This window comes from Kurthia senegalensis, from assembly GCF_000285595.1.
GTDB classification, from domain to species: domain Bacteria; phylum Bacillota; class Bacilli; order Bacillales_A; family Planococcaceae; genus Kurthia; species Kurthia senegalensis.
In genome coordinates this window covers 123,812-145,014 of record NZ_HE611065.1, presented here as the reverse complement: position 1 = coordinate 145,014, position 21,203 = coordinate 123,812, and the positions used below count along the sequence as shown (strand labels likewise).

Below are 21,203 nucleotides of genomic sequence, written 5' to 3'. Positions count from 1 at the left end.
CTATAAAGAGATAGACCATTCGGTTTGTCGTTTCTATAAAATCAACGTATACTATTGAGTATAAAGTTATGTACAATAAAACAATGTTTTGATATGATTAAGTTAACACTATCTGGGTAGTGTTTAAGTAAGAGAGGTGATTTGCATGTTGACGAATGAGGAAAAATCAATCGAGGAATTAATTTTAACAGTTGAAAATCGTCTTTGTCAGTTTGAAGAAAATGTTTCATGCATGCAAAGACGGATTTCTGAATTTAAAACAATTCAAAAACAATTTCATGAGAAATGTAACGAAAACTGGGTTCAACAAGTCGGATAAGTATCGTTTGTTGGATGTTCAATATAGACAATGTTTTAAAAAGTGGGCGCAATCGAAAAATAGATTGCGTCCATTTTTTTGCGTTAAAAGTAAAATAGTATAGTTATTGTATGAAATGAGATACACTAGAACAGGAATTAACGGTAGAAAGTAGGGATCATAGATGGTACGAGGAATTTATATTCACATCCCATTTTGTCATCAGATTTGTAATTATTGTGATTTTAATAAAGTGTTTTTTAAAAATCAACCAGTAGATGAATATATAGAAGCAATCGGGCAAGAAATGCGCCTTGTGACGGAAAAGTATCCAGAAGCATTTCAAAAAATTGAAACGGTCTTTTTAGGTGGAGGCACCCCGACTTCTTTATCAGCGGGACAACTCGAGAATTTATTACGTTATATACGACAATACATTCCACTTGATCAAGTTGTCGAATTTTCATCAGAAGCGAACCCGGACGAACTGACGCGTGAAAAGCTAGAAGTGTTGTACAAATACGGCGTCAATCGCTTGAGTATTGGCGTACAATCGTTTGATCAAGAAATCTTGAAGAAATTAGGAAGAACGCATTCAAATGAACACGTATTTGAAACGATTCAAGCAGCGAGAGAAGTAGGATTTACGAATATTAGTATTGATTTAATGTATGGTCTACCAGGTCAAACGATTGAACAGTGGCAGCATACATTAGATGAAGCATTCAAATTAAATCTTCCACATTTTTCGGCGTATTCTTTAATTGTCGAACCGAAAACCATTTTTTATAATTTAATGAACAAAGGAAAGTTACAACTTCCGGGGGAAGATTTGGAAGCGGAAATGTATGAGATGTTAATGCAACAAATGGAATCGAATGGACTCATGCAATATGAAATTAGTAATTTTGCAAAACGAGGGCTAGAATCGGTTCATAATTGTATTTATTGGGAGAACGATGAATACGCAGGTTTCGGTGCGGGGGCAAGTGGTTATTTAAATGGTGTTCGGTATACGAACTTAGGACCATTAAAAAAATACATGGCAGCAGTCGAACAAGGAAACTTGCCATTGCTCGATCGACATGAAGTTCCGCTGAAAGAAAAAGTTGAAGAAGAAATGTTTTTAGGTTTACGTAAAATTGAAGGAGTTTCCATTACGCATTTTAAAGAAAAGTTCAATGTGGAATTAGACAAACTATTTGCAAAGCAACTTCAGCTATTAGTTGAAGAGCAACTTCTTTTAATAGAAGGAGACAGTATAAAATTAACGTATAAAGGTCGTTTTGTTGGTAATGAAGTGTTCCAACAATTTTTATTAGATTAAAGAAGCATATGCGTTGACATAAAAAGCAACTTTCGCTATATTAAATATAGTGTTAGCACTCACTAAAGACGAGTGCTAAAAAAAGAGGTGATGATCATGTTAACAAATCGACAACTCCAAATATTGCGAGTGATCGTTGACGACTTTATCTCTTCAGGGCAACCAGTTGGTTCGCGACAAATCGCGAAAAAAGACGAAGTTGCATTTAGTTCAGCGACGATTCGTAATGAAATGGCTGACCTAGAAGAATTAGGTTATATTGAGAAAACGCATAGTTCTTCCGGGCGCGTGCCATCTGAAAAAGGATATAGATTTTACGTAGATCATTTGTTGAAACCTCAAGTTATGACGAACCAAGAAATCGCCTCCATTCGTTCCATCTTTCGAGATGATTTAATGGAGAATGAGCAAATGATTCGCGAATCCGCTAATATCCTGTCTGAACTAACGACGTATACGTCTGTTATTCTGGGACCTGATGTTCATTTGCATAAAGTGAAACGATTCCAAATCGTTCCTTTATCGTCAACGCAAGCAGTAGCCATTATCGTAACGAATAATGGGCATGTTGAAAATCGTGTCTTTACGTTGCCAGAAGGGTATGACTTACGTAGAATAGAAAAAAATCGTCAATATACTAAATGATCGACTAGTCGGTCGTTCTCTTGAGGAAATACCTTTCCGCGTTGATGCGGAAATTCGTAAATTGATCCAAGAGCATGTCGGGCAATATGGGGCATTTATTTCAAGTTTATTTGGTAGCATTTCTGCACAAGACGATGGACGTATTTACTATGGTGGTAAAACGAATATGTTAAATCAACCAGAGTTTCACGACATTAATAAAGTGCGTATGTTACTTGATATTATGGAAAAGAAACCCCAAGTTCAAACATTGTTCCAAGCAAATTCTAATGAAGGAATCCAAATTAAAATTGGTTCGGAAAATAATTTATTAGCTATTGAAGACTGTAGTATTATTACGGCATCATTTAACGCAGGAAATAACCAGCATGGCTCGATTGCTATTATCGGCCCCAAACGGATGGATTATCAACGAGTAATTACATTGCTCGACTTTATGAGTGGCGATTTAAGTCGACTATTATCAAATAATATGTAAGCCGACATCTTGAAGGAGGATGACCAGTGACTGAAAAAAATGAACAACAAGAAAAAGTTACAGAAGAAACAGTAGAAGAAACAGTAGAACAAGCGACAGAAACAGCAGAACAAGTGACAGAAACAGTTGAAGAAGTCGTAGAAGAAACAGAAGTGAATTCGGAATCGGTTGAAGAACAACCAGTAGACCCCATTGCCGAATTAGAAGCGAAACTAGCAACAGAAGAGGAACGTTATTTACGCCTTCGTGCTGATTTTGACAATATGAAGCGTCGCAGTCAACTTGACCGTGAATCACAAGCAAAATTCCGCGCGCAATCACTTTTAACGGATCTACTTCCTGTACTTGATAACTTTGAACGTGCATTATCAGTGGAAGCAACATCTGAAGAGGCGTTAAGCATGAAAAAAGGAATCGATATGGTTTACCGTTCTTTAGTAGCCGCAACAGAAAAAGAAGGCTTGCAAGTGATTGCGACTGAAGGCGAAGTATTCGATCCGAACATTCATCAAGCTGTTATGCAAGAATCTGATTCAGAAAAAGAATCTGGTATCGTGCTTCAAGAACTTCAAAAAGGTTATCAATTAAAAGATCGCGTTCTTCGCCCAGCAATGGTCAAAGTAAACGAATAGGATCTTTACTATATAGTAAAATTTAAATAAATTGTAGAAAGCGTCTAATAGACGTTTAAATATTAGGAGGAAATTGAATATGTCTAAAATTATTGGTATTGACTTAGGTACAACAAACTCATGTGTAGCAGTATTAGAAGGCGGCGAACCAGTCGTAATCGCAAACAAAGAAGGCGCACGTACAACACCTTCAGTTGTTGCATTTAAAAATGGCGAACGTCAAGTAGGGGAAGTAGCAAAACGTCAATCAATTACAAACCCTAATACAATTATTTCTATTAAACGCCACATGGGTACAGATTATAAAGTACAAGTGGAAGATAAAGAGTATACACCTCAAGAAGTATCAGCAATGATTCTTACACACTTAAAAGAATATGCTGAAGACTACTTAGGTGAAAAAGTAACAAAAGCAGTTATTACAGTTCCTGCTTACTTCAATGATGCACAACGTCAAGCAACAAAAGACGCTGGTAAAATTGCAGGTCTTGAAGTAGAACGTATTATTAACGAACCAACAGCTGCAGCATTAGCTTACGGTTTAGAAAAACAAGACGTAGACCAAAAAGTATTAGTATTTGACCTTGGTGGCGGTACATTCGACGTTTCAGTTCTTGAATTAGGCGATGGCGTATTTGAAGTATTAGCTACTGCTGGTGATAACCGTCTTGGTGGCGATGACTTTGACCAAGCAATCATCGATTACTTAGTAGCTGAATTCAAAAAAGAAAATGGCGTAGATCTTGCAAAAGATAAAATGGCATTACAACGTTTGAAAGATGCTGCTGAAAAAGCGAAAAAAGAACTTTCAGGTGTTTCATCTACACAAGTTTCACTTCCATTCATCACAGCAGGTGCTGAAGGTCCTCTACACTTAGAAGTATCTTTATCTCGCGCTAAATTTAATGAACTAACTGCTGATTTAGTAGAACGTACAATGATTCCAACTCGCCAAGCACTTAAAGACGCTGGTCTTTCTGCTTCAGAAATCGACCAAGTTATTTTAGTTGGTGGTTCAACTCGTATTCCTGCAGTTCAAGAAGCAGTACAAAAAGCAACAGGTAAAGAACCTCATAAAGGTGTAAATCCTGATGAAGTAGTAGCTTTAGGTGCTGCAGTTCAAGGTGGCGTACTTACAGGGGATGTAAAAGATGTCGTATTACTTGATGTAACTCCACTATCTCTAGGTATTGAAACAATGGGTGGCGTGTTCACTAAATTAATCGATCGTAACACAACAATCCCAACATCTAAATCTCAAGTATTCTCAACAGCTGCAGACAATCAACCTGCTGTAGACATTCACGTATTACAAGGTGAACGTTCAATGGCTGCTGATAACAAAACATTAGGTCGTTTCCAATTATCTGATATTCCTGCTGCACCACGTGGTATTCCACAAATCGAAGTAACTTTCGACATCGATAAAAATGGTATCGTAAGTGTAACAGCGAAAGACTTAGGTACTCAAAAACAACAAAACATTACAATCCAATCAGATTCTGGTTTATCAGAAGAAGATATCGAACGTATGGTTCAAGAAGCAGAAGCAAATGCAGAAGCAGATAAAAAACGTAAAGAAGAAGCGGACTTACGTAACGAAGCAGATCAACTTGTATTCCAAACAGACAAAACATTAGCTGACCTTGGTGAACAAGTGACTGAAGATGAGAAAAAACCTGTTTTAGAAGCAAAAGAAGAGTTAGCAAAAGCAATTGAAGCTGGCGAATTAGAAGCAATTAAAGCTGCAAAAGAAAAATTAGAAGGTTTATTACAACCACTAGTTATGAAAGTTTACGAACAAGCTGCTGCCGCTCAACAAGCTGCACAAGGTGAAGCTGGCGCAGGACAAGGTAAAAAAGAAGATGACGGTGTCGTTGACGCTGACTTCACTGAAGTAGACGACGATAAAAAATAACTGTCTTTGAATGTAACTGACAACTAAATAAACATTTAGTACAAGTCCAGTCGCATGAAAAGAGGGACTGTCCCTAAAGTGCCAATCTGAAATTTTGAAGCTGGGACGATGAATGTTTCCATACATTCGTTCATCGTTGCTGCTCAGAGTAACAATGGTTGTGACTTATTGGGCAGTCCCTTTTTCTATATGTTAGGAATGGGCAAAACATGATACAATACTATTTATGTGAAATAGAGCGGAGTTGAAAGATATAATGGAAAAACGTGATTATTATGAAGTGTTAGGAGTAGAGAAGTCAGCTACTCAAGCAGAAATAAAAAAAGCATACCGTAAACTTTCAAAACAATATCACCCAGATATTAATAAAGAAGCCGGTGCGGATGAAAAATTTAAAGAAATTGCAGAAGCATATGAAGTGTTAAGCGATGAACAAAAACGCGCACAATACGATCAATATGGTCATGCAGGTGCACAGCAAGGTTTCGGTGGAGGCGGTTTTGGTGGCTTCGGCGGAGGCGGCGACTTCGGTGGCTTTGAAGACATCTTTAGTTCATTCTTCGGTGGTGGAGGCGGCGGTCGACGTCGTGATCCGAATGCACCACGTAAAGGTGCCGATTTAGAGCAAACAATTATTATCGCTTTTGAAGATGCTGTGTTCGGTGTCGAGAAAGAATTAGAACTTGTGCGTGACGAAACGTGCGAAACGTGTCACGGTTCAGGTGCGAAACCAGGAACGTCTAAAGATACATGTGGCAACTGTCACGGTGCAGGTCAAGTGAATGAAACAATCAATACACCACTTGGTCAAATGAGTAGCCGTCGCACTTGTAAAGTATGTGGTGGTACAGGTTCTGTTATTAAAGATAAATGTGATACTTGCCACGGTGCAGGTACGACGAAAAAACGTAAAAAAATCAAAGTGTCTATTCCAGCAGGGATTGATAACGGCCAAACTATTCGCGTTTCAGGTAAAGGTGAAGCCGGCTTAAATGGCGGTCCTTACGGCGATTTATATGTGACAGTTCGCGTACGCCAAAGCGATAAATTTGAACGTGATGGCGATGATATTTATTACGAACTACCTACGACGTTTGCACAAGCGGCGCTTGGCGATGAAATTGAAGTACCGACTGTTCACGGGAAAGTGAAGATGAAAATTCCAGCAGGTACACAATCAGGAGATCGTTTCCGTCTACGCGGTAAAGGGGTTAAAAATGTTCAAGGTTATGGACAAGGAGACCAACATATTATCGTAAAAGTGATTACACCGAAAAAATTAAATGCTAAACAAAAAGAATTACTGCGTGAATTTGCGGAGATTTCTGGGGACATTCCAGAAGAACAAGGTAGCTCATTATTCGATAAAATTAAACGCAAAATTAATGATTTAAAAGACTAATTTAGGAGTTGATTGCAAGTGAAGTGGTCAGAGTTATCCGTTCACACGACAGAAGAAGCGGTAGACGCTATTTCGAATATTTTACATGAAGCAGGTGCAAGTGGGGTAGTTATTGAAGACTCCCAAGATTTTGATAAACAACGTGAAGACGTTTATGGCGAAATATATGCACTTGACCGAGAAGATTTTCCAAATGATGGCGTGATTTTGAAAGCATACTTACCTGTTTCAAGTTTTTTAGTCGAAAATGTTGAGGAAATTAAACTTGCAATCAATAATCTTGCGAAATTTGATATTCAACTCGGTGAAAATAAAGTAACAATTTCAGAGGTAGATGAACAAGATTGGTCTACAGCTTGGAAACAATATTATCACCCAGTGAAAATTTCAAATCGCTTTACAATCGTACCAACATGGGAGAATTATGAACCTGTTGAGAGCGATGAATTAATGATTGAACTAGATCCAGGTATGGCATTTGGTACAGGGACGCATCCTACGACAGTTATGAGCTTACAAGCGTTAGAAAAATACGTAAAAGCTGATATGACTGTGACGGATGTTGGGACTGGTTCAGGCGTATTAGCAATTGCATCAGCAATGCTCGGCGCTAAACATGTTCATGCACTAGATTTAGATCCAATTGCGGTGAAATCAGCAATTGAAAATATTGAATTAAATCATATTTCAGGCATTGATGTCGTGGAAGGCGATTTACTAGATACAGTAAAAGAACCAGCGGACATCGTTGTTGCGAATATTTTAGCCGAAATTATTATGACCTTTACAGACGATGCCTTTAAGGTCGTTAAAAATGGTGGTCTTTTCATTACATCGGGCATTATCGAAACGAAAAAAGAAGATGTGAAACAATCATTGACGAATGCGGGCTTCGTGATTGAAGAAGTAATGATGATGGAAGACTGGGTGACGCTGGTTTCTCGTAAACCGGTGTAACGTATGCAAAGATATTTTTTAAACGATGCATTTCAAAATGGAAAAGCCCGTTTAACGGGTGATGATGCCCGTCATATTTCCAGAGTGATGCGTATGCGTGAAGGCGAACAATTAATCGTCGTAGAGCAAGAAAAAGAAGCACATATTTGTGAAATACACGCATTCGAAGAACAAGATGTGCTCGTGAAGCAAACAGGGAAGACGATTCCATCGCCAGAACTTCCGATTCAAGTAACGATTGCTTGTGGATTGCCAAAAGGTGATAAACTAGATTTAATCGTTCAAAAAGGAACGGAACTAGGCATGCATAGTATGATTCCTTTTGATGCAGCCCGTTCTATCGTGAAGTGGGATGCGAAAAAAGGTGCTAAAAAGACCGAAAGATTACAAAAGATTGCTAAAGAAGCTGCAGAACAATCTCATCGAACACACATACCAGTTATCTCATCAGCTATTTCCTTTGCACAATTAGTACAATCTTGTGCACAATACGATGTCGTATTCGTAGCAGATGAAGAGGATGCTAAAATTGCTGAGAGAACGAGATTGGTCGATAAGTTGAAAAAAACAGTGGATTGTCAATCGATGCTAGTCATCTTTGGTCCCGAGGGCGGTATTGATCGAGTAGAGGCAGAAAAATTGCGTGAAGCGGGTGCTATTACAACGTCGCTAGGTCCACGTATTTTACGTGCTGAAACAGCACCTCTCTATATGCTAGCTGCTATTTCGTACGAGTTTGAATAATGTAAAAAAGGATTTCATTTAATTATGAAATCCTTTTTTATTGGACCTTATCGATGTATATAAGACGTATGAACGGATAAAATTCCCTTTTTTATGCATAAAATAATGAATTACGTTATACTTTCAAGTAAGGAGTGGGTGCATAATGAAGAAAATTCCAATCGTTTTAGTCGTTTGCAGTGTACTGTTTCCACTTCTCTTCGTTCTTTTTTCTACAGAACAAACGAAAGAAGCGATTAGCCAGTTGAAACAACCAGCTGTTGAGACAAAAGAAGAAGTAGTAGTGATACCGAAAAAAGTAAATCAGCCATCGAAAAAGCCTGAACAACTAGAACGACTTGAAAAACCTTCGCACAAACAAAAGAAACAAAAAGTAATGCAAAGGAAACCGATAATTATTTTAGATCCAGGGCATCAAAAAAATGCTGATTTAACGAAAGAAAACATTTCTCCAAAATCAGACAAACAGCGTGCTAAGCAACTTCCAAGTGCAATCGGAATAAATACGAAGAAAAAAGAATCGATTGTGACGTTGCAGTTTGCAAAAAGATTACAAAAGGAACTTGAAAAAAAAGGCTATGAAGTCGTTTTGACGAGAACGAAACAAGACGTCCAGCTTTCGAACAAAGAGAGAGCTTTAGTAGCTAATGAAAAGCAGGCGACGTATGTGATGACGCTTCATGCAGATGCTAGTGAATCTACTCGACGTGGTTTTTACGTAGCTACTCCAGCGAAGCAAGCGGTCACACTAAAGAAATATAAAGAGAGTGAAAAGTTAGCAGTAGGTGTATTGCGTGCTGTCTCGAAAGAAGATCGTGTTTTTGAAAAGGGGATCTTTTACCGCAACGAGAATACAGTTTTTAATTGGTCTACAGCACCGTCCATCTCGATTCAGTTAGGCTTCTTATCTAATGTAAAAGATGATAAAAAAATGTCGAATGCGATTTATTTGAATGAACTAGCAAAATGGATTGCAAAAGGTGTGCCGAAAGCAAAGTGATAAATAAATTGTAAAAGTCAAAGGCGAGGTTCAGATCCTCGTCTTTTTTAATGCGTAGACAAAACAATTTTGCTTTAACTTTATTTTGCTTCATGCTATGCTTGAAAAAGGTACGTACATCTTATAATTTAAAGGAGTTTTTTTCATGACAGAAAATTATGCATCATACATCGATCACACTTTATTGAAACCAGAAGCAACGAAAGACCAAATTGTTGCACTTTGTGCAGAAGCGAAACAATACGGTTTTGCTTCTGTTTGCGTGAACCCAACATGGATTGAAACAGCAGCTAAAGAATTGGATGGTGCAGTTTCAAAAGTTTGTACGGTAATTGGTTTCCCATTAGGGGCTTCAACTACTGCAGTGAAAGCATTTGAAACGAAAGATGCGATTGAAAAAGGCGCTGGGGAAATTGATATGGTTATTAATATCGGTGCGCTTAAAGAAAAAGACTATGAAACGGTTTTAAATGACATGAAAGCAGTCGTTCAAGCAGCAAATGGAACGCTTGTAAAAGTTATTATCGAAACATGTTTATTAACAGATGAAGAGAAAGTAAAAGCATGTGAATTAGCTGTGGAAGCAGGTCTAGATTACGTGAAAACTTCTACTGGATTTTCAACAGGTGGAGCGACGCCAGAAGACGTGGCTTTAATGCGTAAAACAGTAGGTGCAGACTTAGGTGTTAAAGCATCTGGTGGTGTTCGCTCTGTAGAAGATTTAAAAGCAATGATCGCAGCAGGAGCGACTAGAATCGGCGCTAGTTCAGGTGTGAAAATTATGCAAGGTTTAAGCGCAGATTCAGACTATTAATACGGTTAAATATTATTTCAATATAAATTTTATGAAACTATTGACCTCGAAAGTTTTTTAATATATACTAATTTAGTACACGACGATATGAATATATTCATGTTGTGTTGATGTGTGTTCGGAGGGAGGGGAAAGAGATGACAAAAACTGTCGTTAGAAAAAACGAATCGATTGAAGATGCTCTTCGTCGCTTCAAACGTACTGTTTCTAAAAGCGGTACTATTCAAGAGGTCAGAAAACGCGAATTTTATGAAAAACCAAGCGTAAAACGCAAAAAGAAATCAGAAGCTGCTCGTAAACGTAAGTGGTAATTTCCATTCCTAGACAATCCCTACGTTCATAAACACGCACTATCATGATTCAATAAAATTGCAGTAAGACCTGAAGAATTTATTCTTCAGGTCTTTTTATTTATGTAAAAGGACAATTTACTATTGTTCGGTGAAGGTGGTTTTAATTATGTAACCGTTCATAGAATATGGTTAAATAAAGAAGAGGTGGTTACGATGTCAATTGTGTTCACAGTAGTACAATTACTAATTATGAGTTTATTTGTTTATATAATAAGTGGAAGATTACTTGGAACGAAATTGAATTTTTTCAAACGTTTCTTTTCAACTGTTATGAGTGTCGCACTCACAACAGTTGTTATGTGGTATTCCTATTTTAGACATAGCAATTACTTAGAACGAGATGTCGTTCATCAGTTTCTAGATACGAGTACAGTTATTTGGTTTGGCAGTATGCTTTTTATTGCGATGTTATTTTATTTGATTTTCGAATTGTTTGACCCGAAACAACAAAGTGATTTTTCTGAAAATAGCGATAATTTTTTCGTAAGAGCAAGAAGCAATTATTATCGAAATCGCCGTTTTGCACAAGTTTTTCGTATCGCGTTTAAACAAGGAATCGGGAAAGCATTACAATACAAACGTTCTTTCGAAAATGATCGGTACATCGCAATTATTTTACGAAATATTATGGAAGATGCAGGTGGTATTTTCGTTAAGTTCGGACAAGTTTTGTCTACGAGAACGGATATTTTACCAACAGTTTTCATTGAGGAATTTTCGAAACTTCAACAAAATGTTAAACCGATGCCGGTAGAAGAAGTAGAGAAAATTTTGAAATACCAATTAGATGATCAACTACCGAACATATTCCAATATTTTAATGAACAACCGCTTGCTGCTGGTTCGATTGGGCAAGTACACCGCGCACAACTGAAAGAAAATGGTGAAGAAGTCGTCGTGAAAATATTACGGTCAGAAGTGACGCGCGTTATGAATAAAGATTTAGATATTTTAATTCATTTTTCCGCTTGGTTAGAAGAGGAGTCCGCATGGGCTGAAAATTTAGGATTTCACCAATTAGCTGTTGGTTTCGCACGAAGTTTACGAGAAGAAATTAATTTTGATATTGAACGTCAAAATATGCAACAAATTGCGAATGCGTTAGAAGGTCAGAACGAACAAATTCGCATTCCAAAAGTGTATGCGGAATATAGCAATCGTCATATTTTAGTGATGGAGTATATTCAAGGTGTGCCGATTACACAAGCCGACCATTTAATTGAACAACGGAACGGACAGATGGAAGACGTACTCTCTAAAGTGTATAGAGCGTTTTTAGAGCAATTACTCGTTGCAGGGGTATTTCATGCAGACCCGCATCCAGGAAACGTTTATATCGCTGAAAAAGACGGACAACCAGTCTTTTTAGACTTTGGGGCGGTCGGTCGATTAGGAACGATTCAAAATCAAGGATTGCGCACATTGCTTATCGGGATTGCAACGAATGATGCGAAAATTATGACGCTCGGACTTGAAAATTTAGTAACGGACGGTGAGTTGAAAGAACGTGCGAAATTAGAACAAGAACTGAGTCAACTATTAATTAGCATTCAATTCGTTTCTAAAATTTCGACAGAACAACTCGTCCAACGTTTATTTGAAATTATGCGTGCACATGAATTGAAGTTATATCCGATGGTAAGTGTTGCTTTAAGAGCGCTCATTACAATGGACGGTACGCTTAGTTCAATCAATCCACAATTTGATATTTTCAATGAAGCGAAACGTTTTTCTGTTGAACATAAAAAAGAACTTATCCCGACAGCATCCGCCGAAAATCTAAAAACGACTGTCGCACAAGAAGTTGCTTTATTGCTTCCACAAATTAGAGATTTGCCACGTCGAGCAGAGCGCGTGATTCAACATTTTGAAAAAGGCGAGATGCGCGTTAAAATGGACGTTTTATCGGATAAAAAAACTACGACGTTCATAAACCATTGGGCATCTCTTTTCATATTGCTCGTCGTCGCGGTCACTTTTGGTTTTATTTCGGTTGCGCTACTTGCAATTGGGCAATATATGACGAGTCCGTATGCGGTGTATTTAAATACAGGTGCTTATGTCGGTTTATTTTTAAGTTCTGTCATACTCATTCGTTTATCCGTACAAGCATTAAAATATTCAAAAAGAATTGAGTAATTTTGAAACTTTCAGTCAATTCATCCGTATAAGTAGTATGAGGGCGTGAGAAAGGGGGAAAGTAGATGAGAAAATTAAGTGTTCTTATTGTGGCAATGTTGGTCGTATATGGCTGTATGCAAATGAATTTTTTTGACAAAGTTGAACCGACGCAAATGATTATAACGATTCTTCTTTGTATTGCAAGTATGTCTTTCGTATACGTATTTTTTTCTGCTTCGATCATTGTCCCCCTTTCTATACACTTATTAGCCATTTTAGCTGTCTATAGTATTTATTTTTTTGGTGGAAGTTTGACTTTCCTAGCCGTTATAATAGGATTAGCAGGTTTTCTTTGCATAGCCTTAGAAATAGTCGTTCCTGGTGGCATACTTGGGATTATTGGATTTGCTGCATTGTTAAGTAGCTTACTAATGGTCGCTCCCTCTTTCATGGGAATGCTCTATTCAATTTTAATTGCATTAGGCGTGGCGATTACAGGGATGGTGATTATGTTGAAATTTTTCAGTAAGAAGCTAAACGTCTTTAATAAGATGGTTTTATCTGATTCAACCGATACGGAAAGCGGCTACGTATCAAATGTGAACCGGACAGAGCTATTAGGGAAAGTCGCTGTTACGGCTACACCTTTAAGACCTTCAGGTACAGCAATGTATGAAGGAGAGCGTTTAGATGTCGTTTCGGAAGGAGCTTTTATTCCGAACAATACAGAAGTAGAAATTATTGAAGTAGAAGGCGTACGAATTGTCGTACGACCAAAACAAGCTTAGAGGAGTGAATGATATGTTATCAGTTCCATTGATTATCGGTATTGTTATTTTATTTATTGTACTGGCTATTATTTTCACTTTTGTTCCCGTTGCATTGTGGATTTCTGCACTTGCAGCAGGCGTAAAAGTAAGTATTTTCACATTAATTGGTATGCGCTTACGTCGTGTTATTCCATCACGTGTTGTGAATCCATTGATTAAAGCACATAAAGCAGGTATTCCTGTAACGATTAACCAACTTGAAAGTCATTATCTTGCAGGGGGGAATGTAGACCGTGTCGTAAACGCATTAATTGCCGCACACCGCGCAAATATTGACTTAACATTTGAACGTTGTGCAGCGATTGACCTTGCAGGACGTGACGTATTAGAAGCGGTACAAATGTCTGTTAATCCAAAAGTAATTGAAACACCATTTATTTCAGGTGTTGCGATGAACGGGATTGAAGTAAAAGCGAAAGCACGTATTACAGTACGTGCGAACATCGACCGTTTAGTTGGTGGTGCAGGTGAAGAAACGATTATCGCACGTGTTGGTGAAGGGATTGTCTCAACAATCGGTAGTGCTAAACATCATACAGAAGTGTTAGAAAACCCAGATATGATTTCTCAAACGGTTTTATCAAAAGGGTTAGATTCTGGTACAGCATTCGAAATTTTATCTATTGATATCGCGGACGTTGATATCGGTAAAAATATCGGTGCTGAATTGCAAATTGAACAAGCGGAAGCAGATAAAAATATTGCACAAGCGAAAGCGGAAGAACGTCGTGCGATGGCTGTAGCGAACGAGCAAGAAATGGTTGCAAAAGTACAAGAAATGAAAGCAAAAGTAGTAGAAGCAGAAGCAGAAGTACCACTTGCGCTTGCAGAAGCATTCAAAAAAGGAAACATAGGTGTTATGGATTATATGAATTATCAAAATATTCAAGCCGATACATCTATGCGTGATTCTTTAAGTAAGGTAGATCCACCACATAACGAAAAGTAAAGGGGGTCTAACTGATGACGAGTTTAATTATATTCATTATTATCTCATTACTTAGTTACTTTTTTTCTGCCGATCGAAAGAAAGACAAAAAAACGTCTACGAAACCATTACCAAAAACACCTTCTAAAGGGATTGGGGACGTATTTGGCGAGTTAAAGAAAAAATTAGAACAAACTGAGCGAGAACTTCAACAACCTACACCGACTGTGCAAAAACAAAAGCGTGTTGTGGAACAACGAGTTGAAGAGAAAAAAGAACAGCTCGTTGCTGTTGAAAAACAAGATATGCAAACGAGAAGAAATGAGCACGTAAGCAAAAAAGTGGAACGAGAACAAGCAGCGGCTCCTATGCGCGCGCGCCATCCATTATTCACGAACTCGGATGACGTACGACGTGCGGTTTTAGTAGCAGAAATTTTAGGTCCACCGAAAGCAAAAAGAAAGTAATGAAGAAAGAAACCGGGAAATAATGTCTCATAACGTAAAAAATGACGCTGCCAATCGGCAGCGTCATTTTTTTTATCCGTTTTTTCAAAAGTAGAGAATCTGCAAATTTATTCGGTACTATCTTAAGTTTATAAACATTAATGCTTGACCTATTTTTTAACGTTCACTTTTCCTTAAACAGAAAAGTGTGTGAAACCTAAAATAGCTTCACTTGCTTCAAGTTGAGTAGAGATTTTTTGAATCCAAAGGTAAAATCATTTGATTCATAGTATACATTTTAAACAGAGAAAGTCTCCTTTGATTAGTTTCGTATAATAATTTTATTTTATCAAAAGGAACCTTTTTATTTATTTAAAATGAGTTTATTCCAAGTGAATGGCGCGATTTCTTTTGGAACTGCATGAGTGGAACATCCATTTTTTTCGTATTTTACGAAAAAAATAAGATGGAGCCGTGCCCATGAAAAGCGTCGCCAAAAACAAAGAACAATATAAGTGCACATATGAAAAAAAGGTTTTGACGGAGCCTCTTTTTGTTTTTACATACAATGCTTTGCACGGACGGAACGTAAATGCTAAAGTAAAGTTAACAAATAGTGGAATTACTTTTAGATTGAGGGGAATAGTGATGACAGAACAGCAACCGATGCAACTTACATTCAAAGATCCAAATGAAGCGATTATGTTACTAGGGAATAACGATGGAAATTTAAAATTGATTGAAGCTGCTTTTCAAGTTCAAATGATTACGAGAGGCGACAGTATTGTCGTTGTAGGGACAGAAGAACAGTCTCAAAAAGCGACAGCTCTAATTGATCAATTACTCCGTGTTATTCGTAAAAATATACAAATTAATCAGCGCGATGTCGTATCTGCTATTGAATTATCGAAGAAAAATCAAATAGAGTATTTCGCAGAACTATATAATGAAGCGATTGCACATACGGCGAAAGGGCGTGCGATTCGTGCAAAAACGATCGGACAACGCCATTATATTCGTGCGATTCAAAAGCACGACTTAGTTTTTGGGATTGGGCCAGCAGGGACAGGGAAGACATATTTAGCAGTCGTGATGGCGGTACAAGCGTTAAAAAATGCACAAGTGAAACGAATTATTTTGACACGTCCCGCTGTAGAGGCTGGAGAATCACTCGGTTTTTTACCGGGAGATTTAAAAGAGAAAGTAGACCCTTATTTACGTCCTCTTTACGATGCGCTTCATGATGTATTAGGATTAGAGCAAACGACACGTCTCATCGACCGAGGGACGATTGAAATTGCGCCTCTTGCATATATGCGTGGGCGTACGCTTGATGATGCTTTCGTTATTTTAGATGAAGCTCAAAATACGACGAAAGCTCAAATGAAGATGTTTTTAACACGCCTTGGTTTTGGTTCGAAAATGATTATTACGGGAGATAAAACGCAAATTGATTTACCAAAAGGGGTACCGTCAGGCTTAACGAATGCCGAGTATCGGTTGAAAGATATTGCCGATATTTCATTCCAATGGTTAGAAGCGGGAGACATTGTTCGACATCCATTAGTTGCTCAAATTATTAATGCATACGAGGAACCAATCGATTAAACAGTTTTGAATGGAGGAAATGAATATGACAGCAATCATTCAAAAAATGTTACGCATGTTACCATTTTCAATTTGGTTACTCATTATACTGCTCGTTGCGGGAGTATTACAATATGGCATGATGCTAAACAATGTGCAAGAGCGACAATACAATGTCAAGTTGTTTCAAGTTTCGCCTGAGACGATTCGATCTGTCAAAACGGTAGAAGATAGTGAAAAGACGAAACAAGAGCAACAAGAAGCAGCTAATTCAGTAGCTTCTGTTTATACATACTCGGAAGAAATGAGTAAGAACCAAGCGTCCATTGTTCGCTCTATTTATGATTATGTGCAAGATGCGAAGCAAATTGAGGCGGAGAGCGATAGTAAAAAAGCAAAAAAAGAACGCTTTGCCGCGCTGAAAAAATCATTAGCAAATGATGAGAAAATTGTCGACTTAAGCGATGATGATTTGAATATATTGTTACAAGCGAATGTGAAAGAGTTAAATTATGCACGGGATACGATCGTCGAGAAAGTAACGACGATTTTAGATGAACCTGTCATAGAATCGGAAGTTGCGGAAGAAAGAGAATCAATTGGAAACGCAATTCGTACGAGTTATTCTTTTCCTGAAAGTTTGAAAAACGTAAGTATTCGAATTGCTCGTTCTGCGATCGTTCCGAATAAATTACTCGATCAAGAAGCAACGAAAGCAAAAAGAAAAGAAGCGGAACTTGCTGTAACACCGACTCGTATTTTACAAGGTCAAATTATCGTTCAAGAAGGAGAAGTTATTGACCGAGATGTTTATCGTCAATTAGAAGTGACAGGTATGCTATCTTCTCATCAATCTAAAAAACCACTTCTCGGTTTAGTCGTTCTTGTCGTAATTGAAATGTTGTTTTTATACGTATTATTTATTCAGAAAAAAGATCGCCCGTCTAAATTGAAAATGCGAGATTTACTCATTTCGACGGGCGTCTATATCGCGATGATCGGCATGATGGAATTATTGTCTGTCGTTGACCATGAATTTGATTTACTCATCGGCTTTTTATTCCCAGCGGCACTCGCAGCGATGCTACTACGAACGCTCGTTAATGAGCGGACTGCAGTGGCAATTACGGTTTTATTAGGGCTATCAAGTGGTATTATTTTTCAAGAAGGGTACTCAACTGTCTTGCAAATGGAAATCGCTCTGTACGTTATTTTGAGTGGTCTTAGTGCGATTTATTTCGTGCGCTTTGCAAATAACCGTTCAAAAATTATGCAAACGAGTTCGATCGTTGCACTTATTAATTGTTTGTTCATTTTATTTTATTTATTGATGACACAGTCCGATTATACGTGGAGAGAACTCATGTTTTATTTCGTGGCAGCGATTATTTCAGCGATGTTGTCAGGTGTGTTAACACTCGGCTTACTTCCGTTCATTGAGACGTTATTCGGTATTTTGACAAGTTTTAAACTCATTGAATTATCGAATCCGAATCATCCGTTACTGAAGAAAATTTTAATGGAAGCACCAGGGACGTATCATCATAGTGTGATGGTTGCAAATTTAGCAGAAGCAGCATGTGAGGAAGTAGGCGCTGATGGATTACTTGCGAGAGTCGGATGCTATTATCATGATATTGGAAAGACGAAACACCCTGGATTTTTCGTTGAAAACCAAACAAATGGCTTAAATCCGCACGACCATTTGCCACCAGAGAAATCTCGCGATATAATTATTGCTCATGCAGAAGATGGTGCGCGTATTTTAGAGAAGTACAAAATGCCGAAAGAAATCGTTGATGTAGCACGTCAACATCACGGAACGACGTCGGTGAAGTTTTTCTATTATAAAGCTAAACAGCAAGATGCTTCGGTCGTTGAAGAAGATTATCGATACAAAGGTCCGAAGCCACAAACGAAAGAAATTGCTATTATTAATGTAGCAGATAGTGTGGAAGCAGCCGTTCGGTCGATGAAGGAACCAACACCGGAAAAAATAAAAAATTTAGTACACGCCATTGCGCAAGATAAGTTACAAGATGGGCAGTTTAATGAATGTGATTTGACGATTCGTGAATTGCATATTATTGAACGTGTATTTTGTGAAACATTGAATGGAACATTTCATTCACGTATTGAATATCCAGAGCCAAACGAATAAGACTTATGGATTGCTTAGGAGGCACCTATGTTAACGATTGATTTTTTAGATGAAACAGGAAAAGTAACAGAAAAAGATTTAGAACTTGTAGAAGGTTTATTACAACACGCTGCAAAAGTGGAAGAAGTAGAAGATGGCACGGAGCTATCCGTTACGTTTGTAACGAATGAAGCGATTCACCAAATTAACAAAGAATACCGTCATAAAGATGCACCAACAGATGTTATTTCTTTCGCGTTAGAAGAGCTTGGTGAAGGCGAGACAGCGATTGTTGCAGACGATATGCCACGCATTTTAGGCGATGTAATTATTTCAATTGACCGTACACGTGAACAAGCAGAACAATTTGGTCACTCGTTTGAACGTGAACTCGGCTTTTTAGCGATTCATGGGTTACTACACGTTCTAGGTTATGATCATATGGTCCCTGAAGATGAAAAAATCATGTTTGGTAAACAAGATGAAATTTTAGAATCATACGGCTTGTCACGCGACATGAATGAACGTCACTAAATTTATCCGTTCGTTCCGCTATGCACTAAGCGGAATGAGACAAGCGACAGCAGAACAAAATTTCCGTGTAGATATCATCGCGGCAATTGTCGTTCTAGTTGTTAGTTTTTTAACGAAATTATCACTGCTTGAATGGGTGATTATTATTATGCTTATTGCAGGAATGCTTGCGCTTGAAATGATGAACAGTGCAGTAGAAAGAGTTGTTGACCTCGTCACATCGGACTACCATCCATTAGCAAAAGCAGCGAAGGATATAGCAGCAGGCGCAGTATTTATTTATGCGATTGCGGCTGTGGTCATCGCATGTTTCATTTTTTTACCAAAATGGTTATAACGGAGGAAATTATTCATGTCACAATTTAAATCAGGCTTTATTTCAATTATTGGCCGACCAAATGTAGGAAAATCTACATTTTTAAATCGCGTAATCGGACAAAAAATTGCTATTATGTCTGACAAACCACAAACAACTCGAAACAAAGTACAAGGTGTTTTAACGATGGACGATTCACAAATGATCTTTATCGATACACCAGGGATTCACAAACCGAAACATAAATTAGGTGAATTCATGTCAAAAGTTTCAAAAAATGCGCTACGTGAAGTTGATGCGATTATGTTTATGGTGAATGCACAACAAAAATTAGGCGCTGGTGATGAATATGTCATCGAAATGTTAAAAGGATCGAAAACACCTGTATTTTTAATCATTAACAAAATCGATACGATTCACCCAGAAGAAATTTTAAAAATTGTGGACCAATATAAAGAGAAATACGATTTTGCTGAAATCGTCCCTATTTCTGCTCTACAAGGGAATAACGTAGATAACTTATTAAACACTCTGAAAAAATATTTACCAGAAGGTCCACAATACTATCCAGCAGATCAAGTAACGGATCACCCAGAACGTTTCATCATTTCTGAATTGATTCGTGAAAAAGCATTACATTTAACACGCGATGAAGTGCCACACTCAATTGCAGTCGAAATTGAAAAAATTCGTCGTGATGAAGAAACAGATAAAGTGCGTGTAATGGCATCAATCATCGTAGAACGTGATTCTCAAAAAGGGATCGTAATCGGTAAACGTGGTGCGATGTTGAAAGAAATTGGTACACGTGCACGTAAAGATATAGAAAACTTATTAGGTTCTAAAGTGTATTTAGAACTTTGGGTAAAAGTGCAAAAAGATTGGCGTGACCGCTCTTCTCAATTACGAGACTACGGTTACCGTGATGACGAATATTAATCGGTAAGGGAAGTGTGACAATTGCTGAATAAATGGGAAGGCATTGTCTTGAAAACGAGACCTTATGGTGAATCGAATAAAGTCGTGATTCTTTTGACGAGAGAAGCGGGGAAAGTTGCTGCGATGGCTAGAGGAGCGAAAAAGCCTTCTAGTCGATTAGCAGGTATATGCCAGCCTTTTATGCACGGTATTTTTATCGTCCATCATGGACGAGGTATGGGTACGCTGCAACAAGGGGAAGCGATGGAATCTATGCGCCATGTGATGACGGATATTGAAGCGACGGCTTACGCAAGTTATATCGTCGAAATCGTCGATCGTCTCGTTGAACAAGATCAACCGGATTCATACGCATTTGATGTTTTATCACAAGCACTTCATGCGATAGAAGAAGGATATGACCCAGAAGCGATTTCACTTTTTGTAGAATGGAAAATGCTACCGTACACAGGTGTTCAACCGATTTTACATCAATGTGCTTCTTGTGGCGCAACGGACGGAGAGTTTGCTTTCTCGTTCTCACAAGGAGGCTTTTTGTGCCATCGTTGTTTTCATCAAGATGCATATATTATTCGTTTAACACCAACACAGCTAAAATTAATTCGCATGTTTTATTTAATGCCAATTGACCAGCTAGGTGAACTGACACTGAAAAAAGAAACGAAAAAATTCATTAAGAATATCGTTTCGACGATCTACGAAGAACAAACAGGGATGCGTTTTAAATCGAAGAAATTTATTGAACAGCTAGAGCGTACCCCTCTATTGTTTTCAAAAGATAAAAAAAAAGGAGT

Annotated in this window: 20 protein-coding genes and 1 pseudogene; all 21 read left to right on the top strand. The window is 37.9% G+C overall.

The genetic code is table 11. The annotated features are described in order from the left end of the window. The first annotated feature begins 145 nt into the window (after positions 1 to 145). Positions 146 to 319, top strand: a complete 174-nt coding sequence (locus KSHG_RS18285; protein ID WP_154646883.1) for a hypothetical protein — start codon at positions 146 to 148, stop codon at positions 317 to 319. A 163-nt stretch (positions 320 to 482) separates the two neighbouring features. Further along, entirely contained in the window at positions 483 to 1,625 is a 1,143-nt protein-coding gene (gene hemW, locus KSHG_RS06060) for a radical SAM family heme chaperone HemW (RefSeq protein WP_010303425.1), read from the top strand. Positions 1,626 to 1,721: 96 nt separating this feature from the next. Then, positions 1,722 to 2,748: pseudogene (gene hrcA, locus KSHG_RS16255) on the top strand (heat-inducible transcriptional repressor HrcA). Between the two features lie 26 nt (positions 2,749 to 2,774). Next, a complete protein-coding gene (gene grpE / locus KSHG_RS06050) occupies positions 2,775 to 3,380 on the top strand; it encodes a nucleotide exchange factor GrpE (RefSeq protein WP_010303418.1) in 606 nt (201 codons plus the stop codon). A gap of 79 nt (positions 3,381 to 3,459) precedes the next feature. Continuing rightward, positions 3,460 to 5,298, top strand: coding sequence for a molecular chaperone DnaK (dnaK, locus tag KSHG_RS06045; protein WP_010303415.1), 1,839 nt, complete (start codon positions 3,460 to 3,462; stop codon positions 5,296 to 5,298). A gap of 256 nt (positions 5,299 to 5,554) precedes the next feature. Next, positions 5,555 to 6,700 (top strand): molecular chaperone DnaJ, encoded by a 1,146-nt coding sequence (dnaJ, locus tag KSHG_RS06040; protein WP_010303412.1) that lies wholly within the window; start codon positions 5,555 to 5,557, stop codon positions 6,698 to 6,700. A gap of 18 nt (positions 6,701 to 6,718) precedes the next feature. Beyond that, positions 6,719 to 7,657: a 50S ribosomal protein L11 methyltransferase gene (prmA, locus tag KSHG_RS06035; RefSeq protein WP_010303407.1), complete on the top strand. Its 939-nt coding sequence runs from the start codon at positions 6,719 to 6,721 to the stop codon at positions 7,655 to 7,657. A gap of 3 nt (positions 7,658 to 7,660) precedes the next feature. Beyond that, positions 7,661 to 8,401, top strand: coding sequence for a 16S rRNA (uracil(1498)-N(3))-methyltransferase (locus tag KSHG_RS06030; protein WP_010303404.1), 741 nt, complete (start codon positions 7,661 to 7,663; stop codon positions 8,399 to 8,401). A 145-nt stretch (positions 8,402 to 8,546) separates the two neighbouring features. Further along, the gene (locus KSHG_RS06025; protein WP_010303400.1) at positions 8,547 to 9,401 is read left to right on the top strand and encodes an N-acetylmuramoyl-L-alanine amidase family protein; all 855 of its coding nucleotides are present in this window, start codon (positions 8,547 to 8,549) and stop codon (positions 9,399 to 9,401) included. 145 nt (positions 9,402 to 9,546) lie between these two features. Beyond that, entirely contained in the window at positions 9,547 to 10,215 is a 669-nt protein-coding gene (deoC, locus tag KSHG_RS06020; RefSeq protein ID WP_010303398.1) for a deoxyribose-phosphate aldolase, read from the top strand. 137 nt (positions 10,216 to 10,352) lie between these two features. Beyond that, positions 10,353 to 10,526 (top strand): 30S ribosomal protein S21, encoded by a 174-nt coding sequence (gene rpsU / locus KSHG_RS06015; protein ID WP_010303394.1) that lies wholly within the window; start codon positions 10,353 to 10,355, stop codon positions 10,524 to 10,526. 195 nt (positions 10,527 to 10,721) lie between these two features. Then, the gene (locus KSHG_RS06010) at positions 10,722 to 12,707 is read left to right on the top strand and encodes an ABC1 kinase family protein (RefSeq protein ID WP_010303391.1); all 1,986 of its coding nucleotides are present in this window, start codon (positions 10,722 to 10,724) and stop codon (positions 12,705 to 12,707) included. Between the two features lie 65 nt (positions 12,708 to 12,772). Continuing rightward, the gene (locus KSHG_RS06005; RefSeq protein ID WP_010303389.1) at positions 12,773 to 13,477 is read left to right on the top strand and encodes an NfeD family protein; all 705 of its coding nucleotides are present in this window, start codon (positions 12,773 to 12,775) and stop codon (positions 13,475 to 13,477) included. A gap of 13 nt (positions 13,478 to 13,490) precedes the next feature. Next, positions 13,491 to 14,468 carry a flotillin-like protein FloA gene (gene floA / locus KSHG_RS06000; protein ID WP_010303387.1) on the top strand — a complete coding sequence of 326 codons (978 nt, stop codon included), beginning with the start codon at positions 13,491 to 13,493 and terminating at the stop codon, positions 14,466 to 14,468. Positions 14,469 to 14,482: 14 nt separating this feature from the next. Continuing rightward, the gene (locus KSHG_RS05995; RefSeq protein ID WP_010303384.1) at positions 14,483 to 14,914 is read left to right on the top strand and encodes a hypothetical protein; all 432 of its coding nucleotides are present in this window, start codon (positions 14,483 to 14,485) and stop codon (positions 14,912 to 14,914) included. Between the two features lie 627 nt (positions 14,915 to 15,541). Further along, positions 15,542 to 16,501: a PhoH family protein gene (locus KSHG_RS05990; protein WP_010303382.1), complete on the top strand. Its 960-nt coding sequence runs from the start codon at positions 15,542 to 15,544 to the stop codon at positions 16,499 to 16,501. Between the two features lie 25 nt (positions 16,502 to 16,526). Further along, positions 16,527 to 18,641 (top strand): HD family phosphohydrolase, encoded by a 2,115-nt coding sequence (locus KSHG_RS05985; RefSeq protein ID WP_010303380.1) that lies wholly within the window; start codon positions 16,527 to 16,529, stop codon positions 18,639 to 18,641. Positions 18,642 to 18,668: 27 nt separating this feature from the next. After that, on the top strand, positions 18,669 to 19,154 hold the full coding sequence (ybeY, locus tag KSHG_RS05980) for an rRNA maturation RNase YbeY (RefSeq protein WP_010303379.1): 486 nt from the start codon (positions 18,669 to 18,671) through the stop codon (positions 19,152 to 19,154). Continuing rightward, the gene (locus tag KSHG_RS05975; protein WP_010303377.1) at positions 19,141 to 19,491 is read left to right on the top strand and encodes a diacylglycerol kinase family protein; all 351 of its coding nucleotides are present in this window, start codon (positions 19,141 to 19,143) and stop codon (positions 19,489 to 19,491) included. Before ybeY ends, KSHG_RS05975 begins: the two co-directional genes overlap by 14 nt. 15 nt (positions 19,492 to 19,506) lie before the next feature. Beyond that, entirely contained in the window at positions 19,507 to 20,409 is a 903-nt protein-coding gene (era, locus tag KSHG_RS05970) for a GTPase Era (RefSeq protein WP_010303374.1), read from the top strand. Positions 20,410 to 20,430: 21 nt separating this feature from the next. Continuing rightward, positions 20,431 to 21,203: DNA repair protein RecO (recO, locus tag KSHG_RS16250; RefSeq protein WP_010303371.1), on the top strand; the 773-nt coding region annotated here is incomplete at its 3' end.

Coding starts and splice junctions, on each gene's coding strand:
- KSHG_RS06025 (WP_010303400.1), top strand. CDS start 8,547: ATGAAGAAAATTCCAATCGTTTTAGTCGTTTGCAGTGTACTGTTTCCA.
- KSHG_RS05975 (WP_010303377.1), top strand. CDS start 19,141: ATGAACGTCACTAAATTTATCCGTTCGTTCCGCTATGCACTAAGCGGA.
- floA (WP_010303387.1), top strand. CDS start 13,491: ATGTTATCAGTTCCATTGATTATCGGTATTGTTATTTTATTTATTGTA.
- KSHG_RS06010 (WP_010303391.1), top strand. CDS start 10,722: ATGTCAATTGTGTTCACAGTAGTACAATTACTAATTATGAGTTTATTT.
- era (WP_010303374.1), top strand. CDS start 19,507: ATGTCACAATTTAAATCAGGCTTTATTTCAATTATTGGCCGACCAAAT.
- dnaJ (WP_010303412.1), top strand. CDS start 5,555: ATGGAAAAACGTGATTATTATGAAGTGTTAGGAGTAGAGAAGTCAGCT.
- ybeY (WP_010303379.1), top strand. CDS start 18,669: ATGTTAACGATTGATTTTTTAGATGAAACAGGAAAAGTAACAGAAAAA.
- deoC (WP_010303398.1), top strand. CDS start 9,547: ATGACAGAAAATTATGCATCATACATCGATCACACTTTATTGAAACCA.
- KSHG_RS05985 (WP_010303380.1), top strand. CDS start 16,527: ATGACAGCAATCATTCAAAAAATGTTACGCATGTTACCATTTTCAATT.
- KSHG_RS06030 (WP_010303404.1), top strand. CDS start 7,661: ATGCAAAGATATTTTTTAAACGATGCATTTCAAAATGGAAAAGCCCGT.
- KSHG_RS05990 (WP_010303382.1), top strand. CDS start 15,542: ATGACAGAACAGCAACCGATGCAACTTACATTCAAAGATCCAAATGAA.
- hemW (WP_010303425.1), top strand. CDS start 483: ATGGTACGAGGAATTTATATTCACATCCCATTTTGTCATCAGATTTGT.
- KSHG_RS05995 (WP_010303384.1), top strand. CDS start 14,483: ATGACGAGTTTAATTATATTCATTATTATCTCATTACTTAGTTACTTT.
- rpsU (WP_010303394.1), top strand. CDS start 10,353: ATGACAAAAACTGTCGTTAGAAAAAACGAATCGATTGAAGATGCTCTT.
- KSHG_RS06005 (WP_010303389.1), top strand. CDS start 12,773: ATGAGAAAATTAAGTGTTCTTATTGTGGCAATGTTGGTCGTATATGGC.
- KSHG_RS18285 (WP_154646883.1), top strand. CDS start 146: ATGTTGACGAATGAGGAAAAATCAATCGAGGAATTAATTTTAACAGTT.
- dnaK (WP_010303415.1), top strand. CDS start 3,460: ATGTCTAAAATTATTGGTATTGACTTAGGTACAACAAACTCATGTGTA.